Source organism: Microbacterium sp. M28 (genome assembly GCF_025836995.1).
In the GTDB taxonomy this organism is placed as follows: Bacteria; Actinomycetota; Actinomycetes; order Actinomycetales; family Microbacteriaceae; genus Microbacterium.
In genome coordinates, this window is record NZ_CP107546.1 from 2,592,858 (window position 1) to 2,608,212 (window position 15,355).

A 15,355-nucleotide genomic window follows, 5' to 3' on the forward strand; every position below is an offset into this window, starting at 1 on the left:
CGAAACCCCGTCGTGTTCACGTGAATACGACGGGGTTTCGCAATTGACGAGAGGTTTCGCCGGTGGAGGATCACACCTCGTCGGTGTCGGACAGGTCCTCGATCGACACCGGCACGCGACCGGCGAACAGCACCCCGATTCCGTAGTCCTCGGCGATCTCGAGAGGGCTCTCGGCGAAGCGGATCATCCACGTCCCGTCCTGCCACACGACGACCTCTGGTGCGTCGAACGGCGCCGGTCGCTGCGCGAGCAGCGCCCGCTGGTCGGCGGCGAGGCCCCAGGAGTCGCTGGCGAGTTCGGTGAGCAGGAACGTTGCGGCCGCGGCACGGAGATCGTCGAACTCCGTGATGGCGCCCTCAGCGGCATCCAGCGCCTGGGCCGAGGGCTCCCCGGCCGGCTCGATGAGCAGCGTGATCTCGCCGCCGTCGAACGCACCGCTCCAGCACGCGATGTCCTCCGGGGCGTCGAGTCGCTGGAGGGCGACACCGTTCACGTCGATCGTCTGCGGCAGCCGTGTCATGCGCCCAGTCAAGCAGGTCGTCGGCTGCGGAGACCGAACCCGGACCGTGAGCGTTCACGAAGCCCTTGACCGCAGATGATCACAGGACTATGGTGACAAGCTCGTGAACGTTCACGAAATCTGCTCGAAAGGACGATGGTGACCCCTCAGCTCGCAGTCGAAGAGACACACACTCGCACCGGCGGCTGGGCCGTTCTCGGCCCGGGGAACATCGCGCGCAGATTCCTCACGGGGCTCGCTTCGAGCGCCGGTGAGCTCGTCGCGGTCGGCAGTTCAGCAGCCGACCGCGCCCGCGCCTTCGCCGACGACGCCAAGGAGCAGGGAGCGACCGACGTCACGGCCGGCGCCTACGCCGATGCCCTCGCCGACCCTCGTGTCGACGCGGTCTACGTCTCGAGCGTGCACACCGCCCACGCCGACCTCGTGCTCGCGGCGATCGCCGCCGGCAAGGCCGTGCTGTGCGAGAAGCCGCTCGCCGTGAACCACGGCACTGCCATGGCGCTGGTCGATGCGGCTCGCCAGGCGGGTGTGCCGCTCGTCGAGGCGTACATGTACCGGTTCCACCCGCAGACCCGCACGGTGCTCGGCCTCGTCCGCGACGGAGCCATCGGCCGCGTCGTGCACGTCGACGCCTCGTTCGCCTTCCGCGTCGGCGAGCGCCGCGGACGACTCTTCGACCCCGCCCTGGCCGGCGGAGGCATCCTCGACGTCGGCGGCTACCCCGTGACGATGACGGCGGCGATCGTCGACGCCGCCGAGGGCGCACACGCCTCCGAGCCCGTCGAGCTGACGGCGAGCGGTGTGCTCGGCCCCACCGGCGTGGACGAGTGGACGGTCGCCAGAGCGACCTACCGCAGCGGTATCACCGCCACGCTGACGACCGGCGTCATGGCGCCGGCCGCGAACACCGTGACGATCCTCGGAGAGAAGGGCAGCATCCGGATCGCCGATCCGTGGATCCCTGCCGGCGACACGACAATCGAAGTCACCACGACCGAAGGCGTGCAGACCATCGCGATCGAGGCCACCGACGCCTACGGGCTGGAGGCCGACGCGACCATCGCCGCGCTGCGCGATGGGCGCGCGGACGCTCCGGAGATGACGTCCGCGGAGACACTCGCCACGGCGCGGACGCTCGACCGCTGGCGTGCCGCCGTCGGTCTGCGCTACGCCTTCGAGGCCGAGGACGCTGACATCGCGCCCGTGCGGATCGCATCGTCGTCGGGCGAGGGCTCCCCGATGCGCTACGGCGAGATCGCCGGGGTCGGCAAGCGCGTCTCGCGCCTCGTGATGGGTGTGGACAACCAGCCGGACCTCGCGCACGCCTCGGCGGTGTTCGACGTGTATGCCGAGCAGGGCGGGAACGTCTTCGACACGGCGTACATCTACGGCGACGGCGAACTCGAGAAGCGCCTCGGGCGGTGGATCGCGAACCGCGGCATCCGCGAAGACGTCGTGGTCATCACCAAGGGTGGGCACACCCCGCACTGCGATCCGGAATCCGTCTCGCGCCAGCTCCTGGAGAGCCTCGAGCGGCAGGGCACCGACTACGCCGACATCTACATGCTCCACCGCGACAACCCGGACGTCCCCGTCGGCGAGTTCGTGGACGTGCTCGACGAGCACGCGCGGGCCGGTCGCATCCGGGTCTTCGGCGGATCGAACTGGACCCCCGAGCGCATCGACGAGGCCAACGCCTACGCCGCGGCGAACGGGCGGCAGGGCTTCGGCGTCGTGAGCGACCACTTCGGACTGGCCGAGGCCTACGACGTACCGTGGGAGGGCTGCGTGCACGTGACGGACGAGGCGTCGCGTCGCTGGCTCGAGGAGCGGCAGATCCCCTTGCTGCCCTGGTCATCGCAGGCGCGCGGGTTCTTCACCGGTCGCGCCCGCCCTGACGACCTCAGCGATGCGGAGCTCGTGCGCTGCTACTACAGCGACGACAACTTCGAGCGTCTGCGTCGCGCGGAGCATCTCGGCAAGGACCGCGGCGTGCCGACAACGGCGATCGCTCTCGCGTACGTCCTGGCCCAACCGTTCCCCACGTTCCCACTCTTCGGACCCCGTACGATCGAGGAGACCCGCTCGTCGATGCGGGGGCTCACCGTCGATCTGACGCCCGAAGAGGTGGCATGGCTGAACCTGCGAAGCTGAGCGGCACGGGTGGCCCCGACGCATCGGGGCCACCCGCCGGTCGACGTCGCGCGACCATCCTCGACGTCGCCGCCGCCGCCGGAGTCTCGCGCCAGACCGTGACGCGTGCGATCAACGACATGCCGGGGATCAGCGTCGAGACCCGACGCAGGGTCCTCGATGCCGCCGGCGCCCTCTCCTACCGACCTTCCCGCTTCGGCCGCGGGCTCGTCACCGGCGGCGACCCGCAGCTCGGCCTCGTCGTGGACGACCTGCGCAACCCGTATTCCCCCGAACTGGCGGCGGCCATCGTCCGCCGCGCGGCGATCGACGGGTGGAGCGTCTCCCTCGTCGACATCCGACTGGCGGGCGCCGCGGATCGGCTCCTGCACTCGCTCCACGCGCAGGTGGATGTCGTGGTCGGCTATCTCGGCGAGTGGGCGCTCGAATGGGAGAGCCGGTTCGGCGCGACTCCGCTCATCCTCCTCGATGCGAATGACGACACAGCGCACGCCGGCGTGCATCTGGATCCGTCGCTGGCGATCGAGGAGCTCGCAGCCCACCTCGTCGCCGTCGGCACGCATCGACCGGTCGTGCTGGATGCCTCGCCACCGCACGCGACCAGCGCGCGGGGGCGCTCGATGATGGCGGCCCTCGAGCGACGCGACCTGACCCCCGAACTGGTCCATGCCGAAGCCTCCACCCCGGAGCATGCGTCGGCCGTCGCCGCACAGATCATCCGCAGGGCCACCCCACCCGACGCGATCGTGGCGTTCAACGACCTCATGGCGTTCGGCGTCCTATCCGCGTGCCGTCACGCCGGCCTCGACGTGCCGAACGACATCCGCGTCGCCGGAGTCGACGGGCTGGCGATCGGAACCCTCGTCGCGCCGACGCTCACGACGCTGGCGGTCGACTTCGATGAGGTCGCCCGCCACACCCTCGAACTGTCCGTGGCGCTGCGTGACGGCGACGCCGCGGTCGGTCGTCACCGCGTCGCGACCCACCGCCTGGTCCTGCGCGAGTCCGCGTAGGACCGCGGCCGTCCGCGGGGCGGCCCTACAGAACGCGCGAGAGGAAGTCCTTCGTGCGCTGATGGTGCGGATCCGAGAGCACGGCGCGGGGGTCGCCCTCTTCGACGATGACCCCGCCGTCCATGAAGATCAATCGCGATCCGACCTCGCGCGCGAAGCCCATCTCGTGGGTCACGACGAGCATCGTCATGCCGTCGTCGGCGAGCGACCGCATGACCTGCAGCACCTCGCCGACGAGCTCGGGATCCAGCGCCGACGTCGGCTCGTCGAACAGCATCATGTCCGGGTTCATGCACAGCGCCCGCGCGATCGCGACGCGCTGCTGCTGGCCGCCGGAGAGATGCCCAGGGTACGCGTCGGCCTTCTCCGCCAGCCCGACACGATCGAGCATCTCGCGGCCGATCTTCTCGGCATCTGCCTTCGGGCGCTTGAGCACGCGACGCTGAGCCAGCGTGAGGTTGCCGAGCACGCTCAGGTGGGGGAAGAGGTTGAAGCTCTGGAACACCATGCCGATGCGCGTGCGGACCCGATCGATGTCGGTCTCAGGGTCGGTGATGTCGATGCCCTCGATGAGGATGCTGCCGTCGGTCGGTTCCTCGAGCACGTTCACCGACCGCAGCAGGGTCGACTTGCCCGAACCGGACGGGCCGATCACGCAGACGACCTCGCCGGCGGTCACGGTCAGGTCGATGCCCTTGAGCACCTCGTTGTCCCCGAAGGTCTTCACGAGGCCCCGGATCTCGATCGCCGGAGCGTGGATGTCGATCAGGTCAGTGCTCATCGCTGTTTCGCCATTCGTCGTTCGAGCCACGCGACCACCCGGGTCAACGGGATCGTCACGAGCAGGTAGAGCATCGCCGCCATGACCAACGGCGTGCCGTTCGCCGTGGAGGACAGTGCGTCCCGGGAGAACGAGGTCAGCTCCTTGGTGAAGATCGTCGACCCCGCGATGAACATGAGCGAGGTGTCCTTCAGAAGCAGCACGAACTCGTTGGTGAGCGGCGGGATGATGATGCGGAAACCTTGCGGAAGCACGACCCAGAACGTGGTCTTCAACGGCGACATGCCGAGCGACCTCGCCGCTTCGGTCTGCCCCTTGGGCACGGCCTGGATGCCCGCGCGGATGACTTCGGCCATGTACGCGGAGGCGACGAAGATGAGTCCCATGAGGCCCGCGCCGACGGCACCGCCGGGGAACTGCACCTTGAGCGCGATCGGGATCATGAAGGCGAACGCGAAGATCGTCAGCAGTGCGGGAAGGCCTCGGAACAGTTCGATCCATGCTGTGGCGAACCAGCGGAACGGACCGATGCTCGACAGTTTCAGCAGCGCCAGCACGACGCCGAGGATCAGTCCGCCCGCGAAGGAGATCAGCGTGAACAAAATCGTGTTCTTCAGCGCGATCGTGATGATCTCGGGGAACATCTCGGCCGCGACGGCCGGGTTGAGGAACTGCCGGCTGAACGTCGCCCAGTCCGTCGCGAGCGCGACCCACACCACCAGCGCGATGAAGATCACGTACATCGAGATGCGGTAGAGCCTGCTTCGGGTGGTGCGCCTCAACGCCATCGCCTGAGTCCTCGCCTGTTCGTGTATGCGCTTCGCGACGCTCAGTTCGCGGAGAAGTACGAGTCGTAGATCTCCTGGTAGGTGCCGTCGTCGCGCATCTCCTGGAGCGCGGTGTTGACCGCCTCACGCAGCTCGTCCTTCTCACCCTTGGCGAAGGCGAAGCCGTAGGACTCGTCGGTCTCGTACTCCTCGACGATCGTGTAAGCGTCGTCGGCGCGCTCGTGCTCGACGTTCACGGGCAGGTCCTGGAGGATCGCGTCGATCTGGCCGGCCTGGATCGCGGGCCACAGTTCGCCGTCCGACGGGAACTGCACCAGCTGGGCCTCAGGTGCGTTCTCGGTCGCGTAGCTCTCGCCCGTGGTGCCCTGCTGAACACCGACATTCTTGCCCGCGAGGTCGTCGATCGACTCGATGCCGGAATCGGCGCGGACCAGCAGCGACTGCAGCGAGTCGTAGTACGGGTCGGAGAAGTCGATGTTGGCCTTGCGCTCTTCGGTGATCGTCATCGCGGATGCGCCGATGTCGCACTGTCCGGCGACCAGCGTCGTGCCGGACTGCAGAGCGTCGAAGTTCACGTCCTGCACGGCGAGCGACAGGTCGAGCTTCTCGGCGATCGCTCCGAGCAGGTCGATGTCGAAGCCGGAGTAGCCGCTCTCGGCGTCCGCATCCTCAACCTCGAACGGCGGGTAGGGCACGTCCGAGCACACCGTGAGCGTGCCGGGGGCGACCAGGCCGTAATCCGCGCCGCCCTCGGACGCGGGCTGTTCGGGCTCGCCGCCTCCGGAGCAACCGGTGAGGACGAGGACGGAAGCCGCGAAAGCGGCTCCAGCGAAGATGGTGCGACGACGGATCATGATCGCTCCTGAGTGACGGGGCGATGACGCCCGCTGACGGGTGGGTGAACACATCTAAACACGTCGTGGCCGCGAAGACCTCGGTCAATCGCCGGGCCGAGGTTACGTTTCGGTTTCAGCGAATGCGGCACCGGGTGCCACGATCAGACCTCGAAGTCGACCGCGACACGACCGGAGACGACCGAGCGGATGTAACCGGCGGCCTCTTCGTGGGCAGGGTGGACCTGATACGCCTCGAGGGCTGCGGCATCCGCGAAGTCCGCGACCAGCGTGACGTCCCAGTTCGCATCGGGGTAGAGGCTGTTCGCCCCGGCCGAGATCGACAGGAGCTCCGGCACGGCGCCGTCGAGGGCGTTCAACCGGCGCGCGACCTCCGCGGCCTGCGCTGCGCGCTCCTCGGCATCCTCGCTCGCGAGCTTCCAGGCGACGACGTGGCGGATGGTCATGCGTTCTCCAGTCTCTCGCGCAGCCGGTCCGGCGATACCCGCCAGTGCGCGTGCAGTTCTCCGTCGATGAGGATCACCGGGATCTTCTCCCACCACAACTCGTACAGAGCGGGGTCGTCGTTGATCGAGGCTTCGGTGATCTCGATGCGCTCCGCCGTCTCCTCGGGGAGCTCCGCGATGACGGCATCGACGACCTCGCGTGCGACGTCGCACAGGTGACAGTCGGGCTTGCCGATGAGGGTGAGCGCGGTCACGCGGCCGGCGTCTCGATCTCGCGGCCCTGCGCGATCCACTCCCCCGTGCCGCCGTCGATGTTGGTGACGTCGTATCCGCGCGCCTCGAGCGCCTCGACCACGCGTGCCGAACGCCCGCCGACCTGGCAGATGACGTCGAACGCCTCGCCGGGCAGCTCGTCGAGACGGCTCCCGATCTCGGACATCGGGATGTTCACGGCACCGGGGACATGACCGCGGGCGAACTCATCGCGTTCGCGGACGTCGATGAGCGGCGTGTTCGCACGCGCGGCGAGTTCGGCGACTGTGATCGACTTCATTGCATCCTCACTGGCGGGATCGCGGAGATCAGGGCTCACGGCTCACGGGAGAGACACAAAGCGCCCCCTGTCGACTCGCTCGAGGAGCAGTCGGGGGCGCTCGTGTCTGGGCCGCTTACTTCTTGTTGCGGCGCTGGTGGCGAGTCTTGCGAAGCAGCTTGCGGTGCTTCTTCTTCGCCATGCGCTTGCGGCGCTTCTTGATGACAGAACCCACGGAAACCTCACTACGTCAGGGGCTGGATGTCGCACAATTCGGGACACCCGGGTACGGGCACGGAAAAATGCCTCGGATCAGTCTAGCAAACGGTTGGGCCCGCGCTGATCACAAGGCGGTGGATCAGCCCGCGTCGGCGATCGGACGGCGCAGAGCGTCGGCGACGGCTGACTCGGGTACGCGATAACTGCGGCCGAATCGGATCGCCGGCAGCTCGCCGGCGTGCACGAGCCGGTACACGGTCATCTTCGACACGCGCATGATCTCGGCGACCTCGGCGACCGTCAGGAAGCGAACGTCTGGAACTTCGGGCATCCCCTGTACCCCTTTCTGCTGAAGCACACTCTAGGGCGAAGGTGTCACGCGTGTAAACCCGCGTGGCAGTTGTGACCGGTGGGACTGCTGTGGCGGTCAGTTCCTGGTCATGCGCTCGTGGGCATCCTTCAGCGCCTGACGCTCCTGCTTGCGCGCGGCCCGAAGCGCCTTCTCCGCTTCCCGCACCGCCTTCTGCGCCTCGCGATACCGCTTGTCGCCCGCGATCTCGGCGGGGTCGATGCCGAGCCACTCCTGTGCCGGCGCCGCCTCTCGCCCGCCCGCGAGTCCGTCGATGTACATCCCGATGCCGTCCAGCAGGCGTTCGGTCGCGAACCGGAACGGATCGCGCTCGTCCATGAACACGCCGGCATCGATCGCACGGCGCAGATGCGGGTACTCCTCGGCCGCGATCACCCGGTCGAACAGCGCCGCCTCGCGGGCCGTGACCTCGTCCGGCGTGAGACCCGTGCTGCGCGCCTGCTCCGAGTATCCGGCGATGACCATGCCGTACCACCGAGCCTGGCCGGTCATGGCGAGAGCGACCGCCAGCCGCTCCGTCTCGCTGAGGGGCGTGTCGGCGAGCGCCTCGAGCCCCGCCTCGATCCATGCGGAGCTGTTCGGCGTGATCGGGGATCCGGTGATCGGCAGCGACAGGATCCAGGGGTGGCGCAGATAGATGAGCACCTGCGCCTCGAACAGGGCGCGGAGCCTGTCACGCCAACCCTCATGTTCTCGGACATCCTCCGGCGGGACACCGGTCGCCTCCTCCTGCATGAGCAGCAGAAGGTCGTCCTTCGCGCTCACGTAGCGATAGAGCGACATCGGCGTGAACCCGAGCTTCGCGGCCACGGCTGCCATCGAGACGGCTCCGATCCCCTCGGCGTCCGCGAGCTCGACCGCGGTCTCCACGATCCGCTCGACGCTCATCTCGCGCTTCGGTCCGCGCTGCGGATTCGCTGCGACGCCCCAGGCGAGCGCGATGCCGCGAGGGAGCTCTGGCAGTTCCTCGTCCGTCATCCCGCCATCCTACTTCTGTTTATTCGCTAAACCGTGTGTTATGGTCATACACAGTTGTATCGGGCATACACAGTTTACGTACTGCACAGAAAGGAATCACGATCATGACCGCACTCGCGATCGAGGTCGAAGGGCTGCACAAGCGCTTCGGCGATCACGTCGTCCTCGACGGCATCGACTTGTCCGTCACGCGCGGCGAGGTGTTCGCCCTGCTGGGACCCAACGGCGCCGGCAAGACCACCGCGATCAACATCCTCACGACCCTGACGAAGCCGGACTCCGGTCGCGTGGCCGTCGGCGGGTTCGACGTCCGCGCCCATCCGGTGGCCGTCCAGCAGCGGATCAGCCTCACCGGGCAATCCGCGGCCGTCGACGACGCGCTCACGGCCACCGAGAACGTCGTCATGTTCGCCAGGCTTTCGGGCCTGGGCCGCGCGGCGGCCCGTCGCCGGTGCGTCGAACTCCTCGAACGGTTCGGCCTGGCCGATGCCGCGTCGCGCGCTGTGCGGACCTACTCCGGCGGCATGCGCCGCCGGCTCGACCTCGCGCTGAGCTTCGTCGTCACGCCGGAGATCCTCTTCCTCGACGAGCCGACCACGGGACTCGACACCCGCAGCCGTCGCGATCTGTGGGACATCATCCGCGCGATGGCGGATGCCGGGACCACCGTGTTCCTCACCACGCAGTACCTCGAGGAGGCCGATCAGCTGGCCGACCGGATCGCGGTGCTGCACGACGGCCGCATCGCCGCCCTCGGCACCGCCGATCAACTGAAGTCGCGAGTCGGCGGCGACACGGTCGAAGTGCACGACGCGCACGGCGAACTCCTCCGCGAGATCGCCACGGACGGCACGCTGCCCGGCCTGCGCCGCGCCCTCGATCAGCTCGACGAGCAGGGCGCCGAGGGCACCGTGACCCTGCGCCGTCCGACGCTCGACGACGTCTTCCTCGCCCTCACGGGAACCACCTCCCGCTCCGGCTCCGACGCACTGGTCGGCGCCGCATCCCCGAAGGAGTCCGCATGACCAGCCTGACCGCCGCACCTGCGGCCACCGCCGCCCCGACCCTGCGCCCCCGACTGCGCGGCGCCACCGCCGAGATGATCTTCGTCGGACGCAGCATGCGTCATTCGCTGCGCGACGGCGAATCGCTTCTCATGGCGATCATGCTGCCGGTGATGCTGATGCTGATGTTCACCTGGGTGTTCGGCGGCGCGATCGATCCGTCCGGCGCATACGTCGACTACGTCGTCCCCGGCATCATCCTGACCTGTGCGGGATTCGGCGCCTCAGCGACGGCGGTGTACGTCGCCAACGACATGCGCACCGGGATCATCGACCGATTCCGCACCATGCCGCTGCGTGCCGGAGCCGTGCTCACCGGGCACGTCGTGGCGAGCCTCATCCGCAACCTCGTCGCGACCTCCATCGTGATCGGAGTCGGCGTGCTCGTCGGCTTCCGCCCGACGGCCGACTTCGGCGAGTGGGTGGCGACGGGTGCGCTCATCGCGCTGTACATCCTCGCGATCACGTATCTGTTCGCGGCGATCGGTCTGGCAGCCGGATCGCCCGAAGGCGCGAACGGCTATGGCTTCGTGCTGCTGTTCCTGCCGTATCTGTCCAGTGCTTTCGTGCCGGTCGAGAGCATGCCGGACTGGCTGCAGCCGATCGCGCAGTACCAGCCGATCACGCCGATCATCGAGACCATCCGCGCGCTGCTCATGGGCACGTCGGTCGACACCGAGCCGTTCTGGGCCGTGTTCTGGTGCCTCGTGATCCTGGCGGTCGCCGCGGCCTGGGGCGCGTGGCTGTTCCGCCGCAAGGCCGGACGCCGCTGAACGCGGCATCCGATCGGGACCCGTCCGGCGCGTCAGGCGCCGGGCGGGTTCGCGGTCTCAGCCGCCCAGTCGCTTGAGGGCGCTCTGCACCACGTGCTTGGCGGATGCCGCCGCACGCCCGACAGCCTCGGCCGCGTGGGCGGCGCCGTCCGGCAGCGGGACGAGATCGAGATCCGTCCGCTCGTCGAACGCGTCGACGAGGAACGGCATCAGCCAGTCGTCTACGACCTCGAGCGGCTCGATCGCCAGGCTGTAGTACCGGCGCTGACCGTCCTCGCGCACCGTCACGAGCTCCGCCTCGCGGAGCACCTTGAGGTGCTTCGAGACGGTCGGCTGGCTGATGCCCAGCTCGCTGACGATCTGGGTCACGCTCGTGCCGGCATCCCCATCGGAGGACCGCCGGAGCAGGAGCTGGAGGATGTCTCGCCTCGTGCCGTCCGCGATCACGTCGAAGATGTCGGTCATGTGATCAGGGTAGTCGTCCGCCGCGCGGAGTACCATGACGAAGGCTCCGCACGGAGCGAGTCGACCGGTCGAACAGGAAGGGGAACGATGTCGGGCATATCGTCTGTCGTCTCTCCCCGGCGCGGACTGCAGCGCGCTCTGCAGTTCGTGAAGCACGTGATCACCTCATCGCCGTCGCGGTTCGCGATCGTCATCTTCGCGGCGCTGATCCTCGTGTTCACGGCGCTGCTGTCTCTGCCGATCGCCTCCGCCTCCCGCACGGTCACTCCACTGGCTGATGCGCTGTTCACGGCGGTGTCCACGATCTGCGTGACGGGCCTGGCGACCGTCGACATGGCGACGCACTGGTCCGGGTTCGGCCACGTCGTCATCTTCATCGGCGTCAACATCGGCGGCATGGGCGTGCTGACGCTGGCATCGCTCATGGGCATGGTGATCTCGAAGCGCCTCGGCCTGCGCGCCAAGCTCATCGCCGCGGGAGACACGAATCCGCTGCGCGCGCACGGCGGCCCCGTCAACGAAGGACAGACCGTCCGGCTCGGCGAGGTCGGTCAGCTGCTGACGACCGTCGCACTGTCCACGCTCGTGATCGAGGGCGTCGTCGCGATCCTCCTGTACCCAGGGCTGGTCATGGCGGGCATCGATCCGCTCGTCGCGCTGTGGGAGGCCCCGTACTACGCGGCCATGTCCTTCACGAACACCGGCTTCAGTCCCAACGTCGGAGGCGTCGGCGTCTTCGCCGACGACTACTTCGTCCTGACCGTCCTCATGGTGAGCGTGTTCCTCGGGAGCATCGGCTTCCCGGTGATCTACACGCTGGCCAAGCACCACTGGCACGTCGCGCGCTGGTCGCTGCACGCGAAGCTGACGCTCATCACGACGGTCATCCTGTTCTTCGCCGGTGCGGCCGTCTTCCTCATCCTGGAGTACGACAACCCGGGGACGTTCGGGTCCATGGATGCCGTGGACACCACGTTCCAGGCGTTCTTCCTGTCCGCCATGACCCGCTCCGGCGGATTCAGCGTGGTCGAGATCGGCGACCTCAACGGCTCGTCGCTCGTCGCCGGATCCATGCTCATGTTCGTGGGCGGCGGGTCGGCATCCACCGCCGGAGGCATCAAGGTGACCACGCTCGCGGTGCTCGCCATCGCCGTCTGGTCCGAGGCCAAGGGACGCCAGTCGGTCGAGGTCTTCGGCCGCCGCATCCCCAGCGACGTGCAGCGCGTCGCACTCTCGGTCGTCGCCTGGGGCGCCACGATCGTCGCCCTCTCGACCATCGTGATCGCGCAGATCACCAAGGCGGACATCAGTCACGTCCTGTTCGACGTGATCTCCGCCTTCGGCACCGTCGGGCTGTCCACGGGGCTCACGGGCGAGCTCCCGGATTCGGCGTCCTATGTCATGGCTGCGACGATCTTCATGGGACGCGTTGGTACAGTGACTCTCGCCGCGGCGGTCGCCGCGACGTCGCGAACGCAGCTCTATTCGCTGCCCGTGGAAAGGCCCATCGTTGGTTGACGTCATCCGGGGCGACGCCCCCGTTCTCGTGATCGGGCTCGGACGCTTCGGCGCCGCGTGCGCAGGCGAACTGGATCGGCTGGACCGCGAAGTGCTCGCGATCGACGAGAGCCTCGAACTCGTCCAGAAGTGGTCCGATCGGGTCACGCACACCGTGCAGGCGGACGCCCGCAACATCGACGCGCTGCGTCAGATCGGCGCGCAGGACTTCCAGGTGGCGGTCGTGGCGGTCGGATCGCTGATCGAGGCGTCCGTCCTCATCACCGCCAACCTCGTCGACCTCAAGGTCCCGCAGATCTGGGCGAAGGCCGTCTCGCAGTCGCACGGCAAGATCCTCGCCCGCGTCGGCGCCAACCACGTGATCTACCCGGAGCGCGAGGCCGGCGAGCGCGTCGCTCACCTGGTGAGCGGCCGGATGCTGGACTTCATCCGCTTCGACGACGACTTCGTGCTCGCGAAGATGTACCCGCCCAAGTTCATCCGCGGCGTCGGCCTGAACCAGTCCGGCGTCCGGACGAAGTACAACGTCACCGTGGTCGGCGTGAAGAGCCCCGGCAAGCCGTTCCGCTACGCCGAGGCCGACACCGTCGTCACGAACCACGACCTCATCATCGTGTCGGGGACCAACGTCGACATCGAGCGCTTCGCCAGCCTCGACCGCTGAGATTGCTGCGGCGTCCGCTCAGGCGTCGATGTCCAGCGTGAGCTCGATCTCGTCGTCCACGGCGATGGACTCGGCATCCTGCAGCGCCTTCTTGATCGGCACGATGTAGCCGCCGTCCTTGGGCCACAGCGATGTCGACAGCGTCGTGCGTCCGACCGTGACCCGCACGGGAATCATTCCCCAGCCGTAGGTGACGATGCCCGAGACGTCATGGATCATCTCGCTCTCGGCAGGCGGCACGGTGACGAAGTGGAAGGGCGCAGGCCCGCGCCAGTACCAGACCGTCCCGGCGAAGCGCAGTTCCATCTCAGGCCCCGGCCGCGATCTCCTTGGCACGCGCCAGCGCGGCGTCCGTGGCATCGGCGAACACCGTGTCCAGGCGTGCGTCCTGCAGCACGGCGATGGCCCGCTCGGTGGTTCCTTTCGGGCTGGTCACGCGGCGCCGGAGTTCGGCAGGATCCTCACCGGATGCCTCCAGGAGAGCCGTCGCGCCGATGAACGTCTGCTCCGCCATCAGGCGCGCGTCCGCCTCGCCGAAGCCTTTGCCGATCGCCGCCTTGGTGAGCTCCTCGATGAGCAGGAACACGTACGCCGGGCCGGAGCCCGAGATCGTCGAGAGCGGATCGATCTGCTCCTCAGGGACCTCGACGACGGCGCCGACGAGTTCGAACAGCCGCCGCACGACTGCGAGGTCGTCCGGCGATGCGGCAGCGCCGGCGGCGATCCCCGTGACCGCCTTGCCGACCGTGGCAGGGGTGTTGGGCATCGACCGGACCACGCGCACGCCGTCGCCGAGGTGCTCGGCGAACGTCGCGAGAGTGACGCCGGCGGCGAGGCTGACCACGATCGCGTCCGGACGCAGCACGGGGGCGATCTCGCGGAGCAGGTCGGGCACCATCGCGGGCTTCACGCCGATGAGGATGATGCGTGCGTCCGCTGCGGCATCCCTGTTCCCCTCGGGGTGCTCGTCGAGCGCGACCGCGGTGACACCCGCGAGGCCGGCGAGGCCCTCGGCCTTGCCCGCGGTGCGGTTGGTGGCGACGATGCCTCCTTCCACGGGGATGCCGGAGGCGACGACCCCCTGCAGGATCGCGCCGCCCATCGAACCCGCACCGAGAAACGCCAGAGAAGGAAGGGAGTCAGCCATGACGTCATCCTAAGGCGGGCAGTGGCGGACGCCCCGACGCCGCTCCTGCGTCAGTGAGGCGGCGGAACTAGACTCGGGACATGAGTGCATCCGGCGGCGGCAAGGCGATTCTCGCGGCATTCCTGGCGAACATGGGCATCGCTCTGGCGAAGTTCGTCGCCTGGGCGCTTTCGGGCTCGGCATCCATGCTCGCCGAGGCCATCCACTCCGTCGCGGACTCCGGCAACCAGCTGCTGCTCATGCTCGGCGGGCGCAAGGCGAAGCGCGTGGCCGACCGCGAGCATCCGTTCGGCTACGGCCGGGAACGCTACGTGTACGCGTTCGTCGTGTCGATCATCCTGTTCTCCGTCGGCGGCGTGTTCGCCATCTATGAGGGCATCGACAAGCTCACGCATCCGCACGCCCTCGACCCCGTGTGGTGGTGGTTGCCGCTGGTGGTGCTGGTGGTCGCGATCGGGCTCGAGTCGTTCTCGCTGCGAACGGCCGTTCGAGAGAGCAACCTCGTGCGCGAGAAGGGCCAGTCCTGGGTGTCCTTCGTACGCCGCGCGAAGGCGCCGGAGCTTCCCGTCGTCCTGCTCGAGGACATCGGGGCGCTGACCGGCCTGACCTTCGCCCTGCTCGGGGTGGGGCTGACCGTGATCACGGGCAACCCGCTGTTCGACGCCCTCGGCACCCTGATGATCGGAACGCTGCTCGTGGTGATCGCGATCATCCTCGGCGTGGAGACGAAGAGCCTGCTCGTGGGCGAAGGAGCGAACCAGGCCGACCACGACCGCATCGTCGAGGCCATCGTCTACGGCCCGGAGGTCGAGAAGCTGATCCATCTGAAGACGCTCTACCTGGGTCCGGACGAGCTGCTGGTCGCCGCGAAGATCGCGCTGCCCGCCGACAAGACCGTCCGCGAGGCCGCCGACGACATCGACGACATCGAGAAGCGGATCCGGGAGGCCGTCCCGGTGGCGCGCGCCATCTACATCGAGCCGGACATCTATCGTCCGTCGCTCGACCCGGAGCCGTCCACGGATGTGTTCGTGCTGAAGTCGTCCGACTGACGAGCGTCGCGCCGTCT

At 68.2% G+C, this 15,355-nt stretch carries 20 protein-coding genes; 7 read left to right on the forward strand and 13 right to left on the reverse strand.

Features of this window, described 5'->3' with window-relative positions:
• Nucleotides 1–70: 70 nt before the first annotated feature.
• Nucleotides 71–520 carry a hypothetical protein gene (locus OED01_RS12640; protein ID WP_264155635.1) on the reverse strand — a complete coding sequence of 150 codons (450 nt, stop codon included), beginning with the start codon at nucleotides 518–520 and terminating at the stop codon, nucleotides 71–73.
• Between the two features lie 138 nt (nucleotides 521–658).
• Here OED01_RS12640 and OED01_RS12645 point away from each other — a divergent pair, with 138 nt between their 5' ends.
• A complete protein-coding gene (locus OED01_RS12645; RefSeq protein ID WP_264155636.1) occupies nucleotides 659–2,674 on the forward strand; it encodes an aldo/keto reductase in 2,016 nt (671 codons plus the stop codon).
• Entirely contained in the window at nucleotides 2,653–3,687 is a 1,035-nt protein-coding gene (locus tag OED01_RS12650; protein ID WP_264155637.1) for a LacI family DNA-binding transcriptional regulator, read from the forward strand. Before OED01_RS12645 ends, OED01_RS12650 begins: the two co-directional genes overlap by 22 nt.
• A gap of 25 nt (nucleotides 3,688–3,712) precedes the next feature.
• On the opposite strand, the gene OED01_RS12655 is transcribed toward OED01_RS12650, so the two are convergent.
• The 9 genes from OED01_RS12655 to OED01_RS12695 all read right to left on the reverse strand — a co-directional run bounded on the left by OED01_RS12655 (nucleotide 3,713) and on the right by OED01_RS12695 (nucleotide 8,655).
• Nucleotides 3,713–4,468 (reverse strand): amino acid ABC transporter ATP-binding protein, encoded by a 756-nt coding sequence (locus OED01_RS12655; protein WP_264155638.1) that lies wholly within the window; start codon nucleotides 4,466–4,468, stop codon nucleotides 3,713–3,715.
• Nucleotides 4,465–5,256 carry an amino acid ABC transporter permease gene (locus OED01_RS12660; protein WP_264155639.1) on the reverse strand — a complete coding sequence of 264 codons (792 nt, stop codon included), beginning with the start codon at nucleotides 5,254–5,256 and terminating at the stop codon, nucleotides 4,465–4,467. The genes OED01_RS12655 and OED01_RS12660 overlap by 4 nt, the downstream gene beginning before the upstream one ends.
• A 41-nt stretch (nucleotides 5,257–5,297) precedes the next feature.
• Entirely contained in the window at nucleotides 5,298–6,110 is an 813-nt protein-coding gene (locus tag OED01_RS12665; RefSeq protein WP_264155640.1) for a transporter substrate-binding domain-containing protein, read from the reverse strand.
• Nucleotides 6,111–6,253: 143 nt separating this feature from the next.
• Nucleotides 6,254–6,556 carry a Dabb family protein gene (locus OED01_RS12670; protein ID WP_264155641.1) on the reverse strand — a complete coding sequence of 101 codons (303 nt, stop codon included), beginning with the start codon at nucleotides 6,554–6,556 and terminating at the stop codon, nucleotides 6,254–6,256.
• Nucleotides 6,553–6,810, reverse strand: a complete 258-nt coding sequence (locus OED01_RS12675) for a glutaredoxin family protein (RefSeq protein WP_264155642.1) — start codon at nucleotides 6,808–6,810, stop codon at nucleotides 6,553–6,555. Before OED01_RS12675 ends, OED01_RS12670 begins: the two co-directional genes overlap by 4 nt.
• Complete coding sequence (locus OED01_RS12680; RefSeq protein WP_264155643.1) at nucleotides 6,807–7,109, reverse strand: rhodanese-like domain-containing protein; 303 nt, start codon at nucleotides 7,107–7,109, stop codon at nucleotides 6,807–6,809. The genes OED01_RS12675 and OED01_RS12680 overlap by 4 nt, the downstream gene beginning before the upstream one ends.
• A 115-nt stretch (nucleotides 7,110–7,224) precedes the next feature.
• Entirely contained in the window at nucleotides 7,225–7,323 is a 99-nt protein-coding gene (locus OED01_RS12685; protein WP_003792170.1) for a 30S ribosomal protein bS22, read from the reverse strand.
• A 123-nt stretch (nucleotides 7,324–7,446) separates the two neighbouring features.
• Complete coding sequence (locus OED01_RS12690; protein ID WP_264155644.1) at nucleotides 7,447–7,638, reverse strand: helix-turn-helix domain-containing protein; 192 nt, start codon at nucleotides 7,636–7,638, stop codon at nucleotides 7,447–7,449.
• A 96-nt stretch (nucleotides 7,639–7,734) separates the two neighbouring features.
• Complete coding sequence (locus OED01_RS12695; RefSeq protein ID WP_264155645.1) at nucleotides 7,735–8,655, reverse strand: TetR/AcrR family transcriptional regulator; 921 nt, start codon at nucleotides 8,653–8,655, stop codon at nucleotides 7,735–7,737.
• Nucleotides 8,656–8,759: 104 nt separating this feature from the next.
• Between OED01_RS12695 and OED01_RS12700 the strand changes: the two genes are divergently transcribed.
• Both OED01_RS12700 and OED01_RS12705 read left to right on the forward strand, forming a co-directional pair.
• Entirely contained in the window at nucleotides 8,760–9,680 is a 921-nt protein-coding gene (locus OED01_RS12700) for an ATP-binding cassette domain-containing protein (RefSeq protein ID WP_264155646.1), read from the forward strand.
• Nucleotides 9,677–10,492 (forward strand): ABC transporter permease, encoded by an 816-nt coding sequence (locus tag OED01_RS12705; RefSeq protein ID WP_264155647.1) that lies wholly within the window; start codon nucleotides 9,677–9,679, stop codon nucleotides 10,490–10,492. Before OED01_RS12700 ends, OED01_RS12705 begins: the two co-directional genes overlap by 4 nt.
• A gap of 57 nt (nucleotides 10,493–10,549) precedes the next feature.
• On the opposite strand, the gene OED01_RS12710 is transcribed toward OED01_RS12705, so the two are convergent.
• Entirely contained in the window at nucleotides 10,550–10,957 is a 408-nt protein-coding gene (locus OED01_RS12710) for an ArsR/SmtB family transcription factor (RefSeq protein WP_264155648.1), read from the reverse strand.
• Nucleotides 10,958–11,044: 87 nt separating this feature from the next.
• On the opposite strand from OED01_RS12710, the gene OED01_RS12715 reads away from it, so the two are divergent.
• Together OED01_RS12715 and OED01_RS12720 are read left to right on the forward strand one after the other, a co-directional pair.
• Entirely contained in the window at nucleotides 11,045–12,475 is a 1,431-nt protein-coding gene (locus tag OED01_RS12715; RefSeq protein ID WP_264155649.1) for a TrkH family potassium uptake protein, read from the forward strand.
• Nucleotides 12,468–13,139: a potassium channel family protein gene (locus OED01_RS12720; protein WP_243232707.1), complete on the forward strand. Its 672-nt coding sequence runs from the start codon at nucleotides 12,468–12,470 to the stop codon at nucleotides 13,137–13,139. The genes OED01_RS12715 and OED01_RS12720 overlap by 8 nt, the downstream gene beginning before the upstream one ends.
• A gap of 18 nt (nucleotides 13,140–13,157) precedes the next feature.
• Here the strand turns inward: OED01_RS12720 and OED01_RS12725 are convergent, their stop codons facing one another.
• Both OED01_RS12725 and proC read right to left on the reverse strand, forming a co-directional pair.
• Complete coding sequence (locus OED01_RS12725; RefSeq protein WP_264155650.1) at nucleotides 13,158–13,445, reverse strand: DUF1905 domain-containing protein; 288 nt, start codon at nucleotides 13,443–13,445, stop codon at nucleotides 13,158–13,160.
• 1 nt (nucleotide 13,446) lies between these two features.
• Nucleotides 13,447–14,286: a pyrroline-5-carboxylate reductase gene (proC, locus tag OED01_RS12730; protein WP_264155651.1), complete on the reverse strand. Its 840-nt coding sequence runs from the start codon at nucleotides 14,284–14,286 to the stop codon at nucleotides 13,447–13,449.
• 80 nt (nucleotides 14,287–14,366) lie between these two features.
• Between proC and OED01_RS12735 the strand changes: the two genes are divergently transcribed.
• Nucleotides 14,367–15,338 carry a cation diffusion facilitator family transporter gene (locus OED01_RS12735; RefSeq protein ID WP_264155652.1) on the forward strand — a complete coding sequence of 324 codons (972 nt, stop codon included), beginning with the start codon at nucleotides 14,367–14,369 and terminating at the stop codon, nucleotides 15,336–15,338.
• The last annotated feature ends 17 nt before the right edge of the window (nucleotides 15,339–15,355 follow it).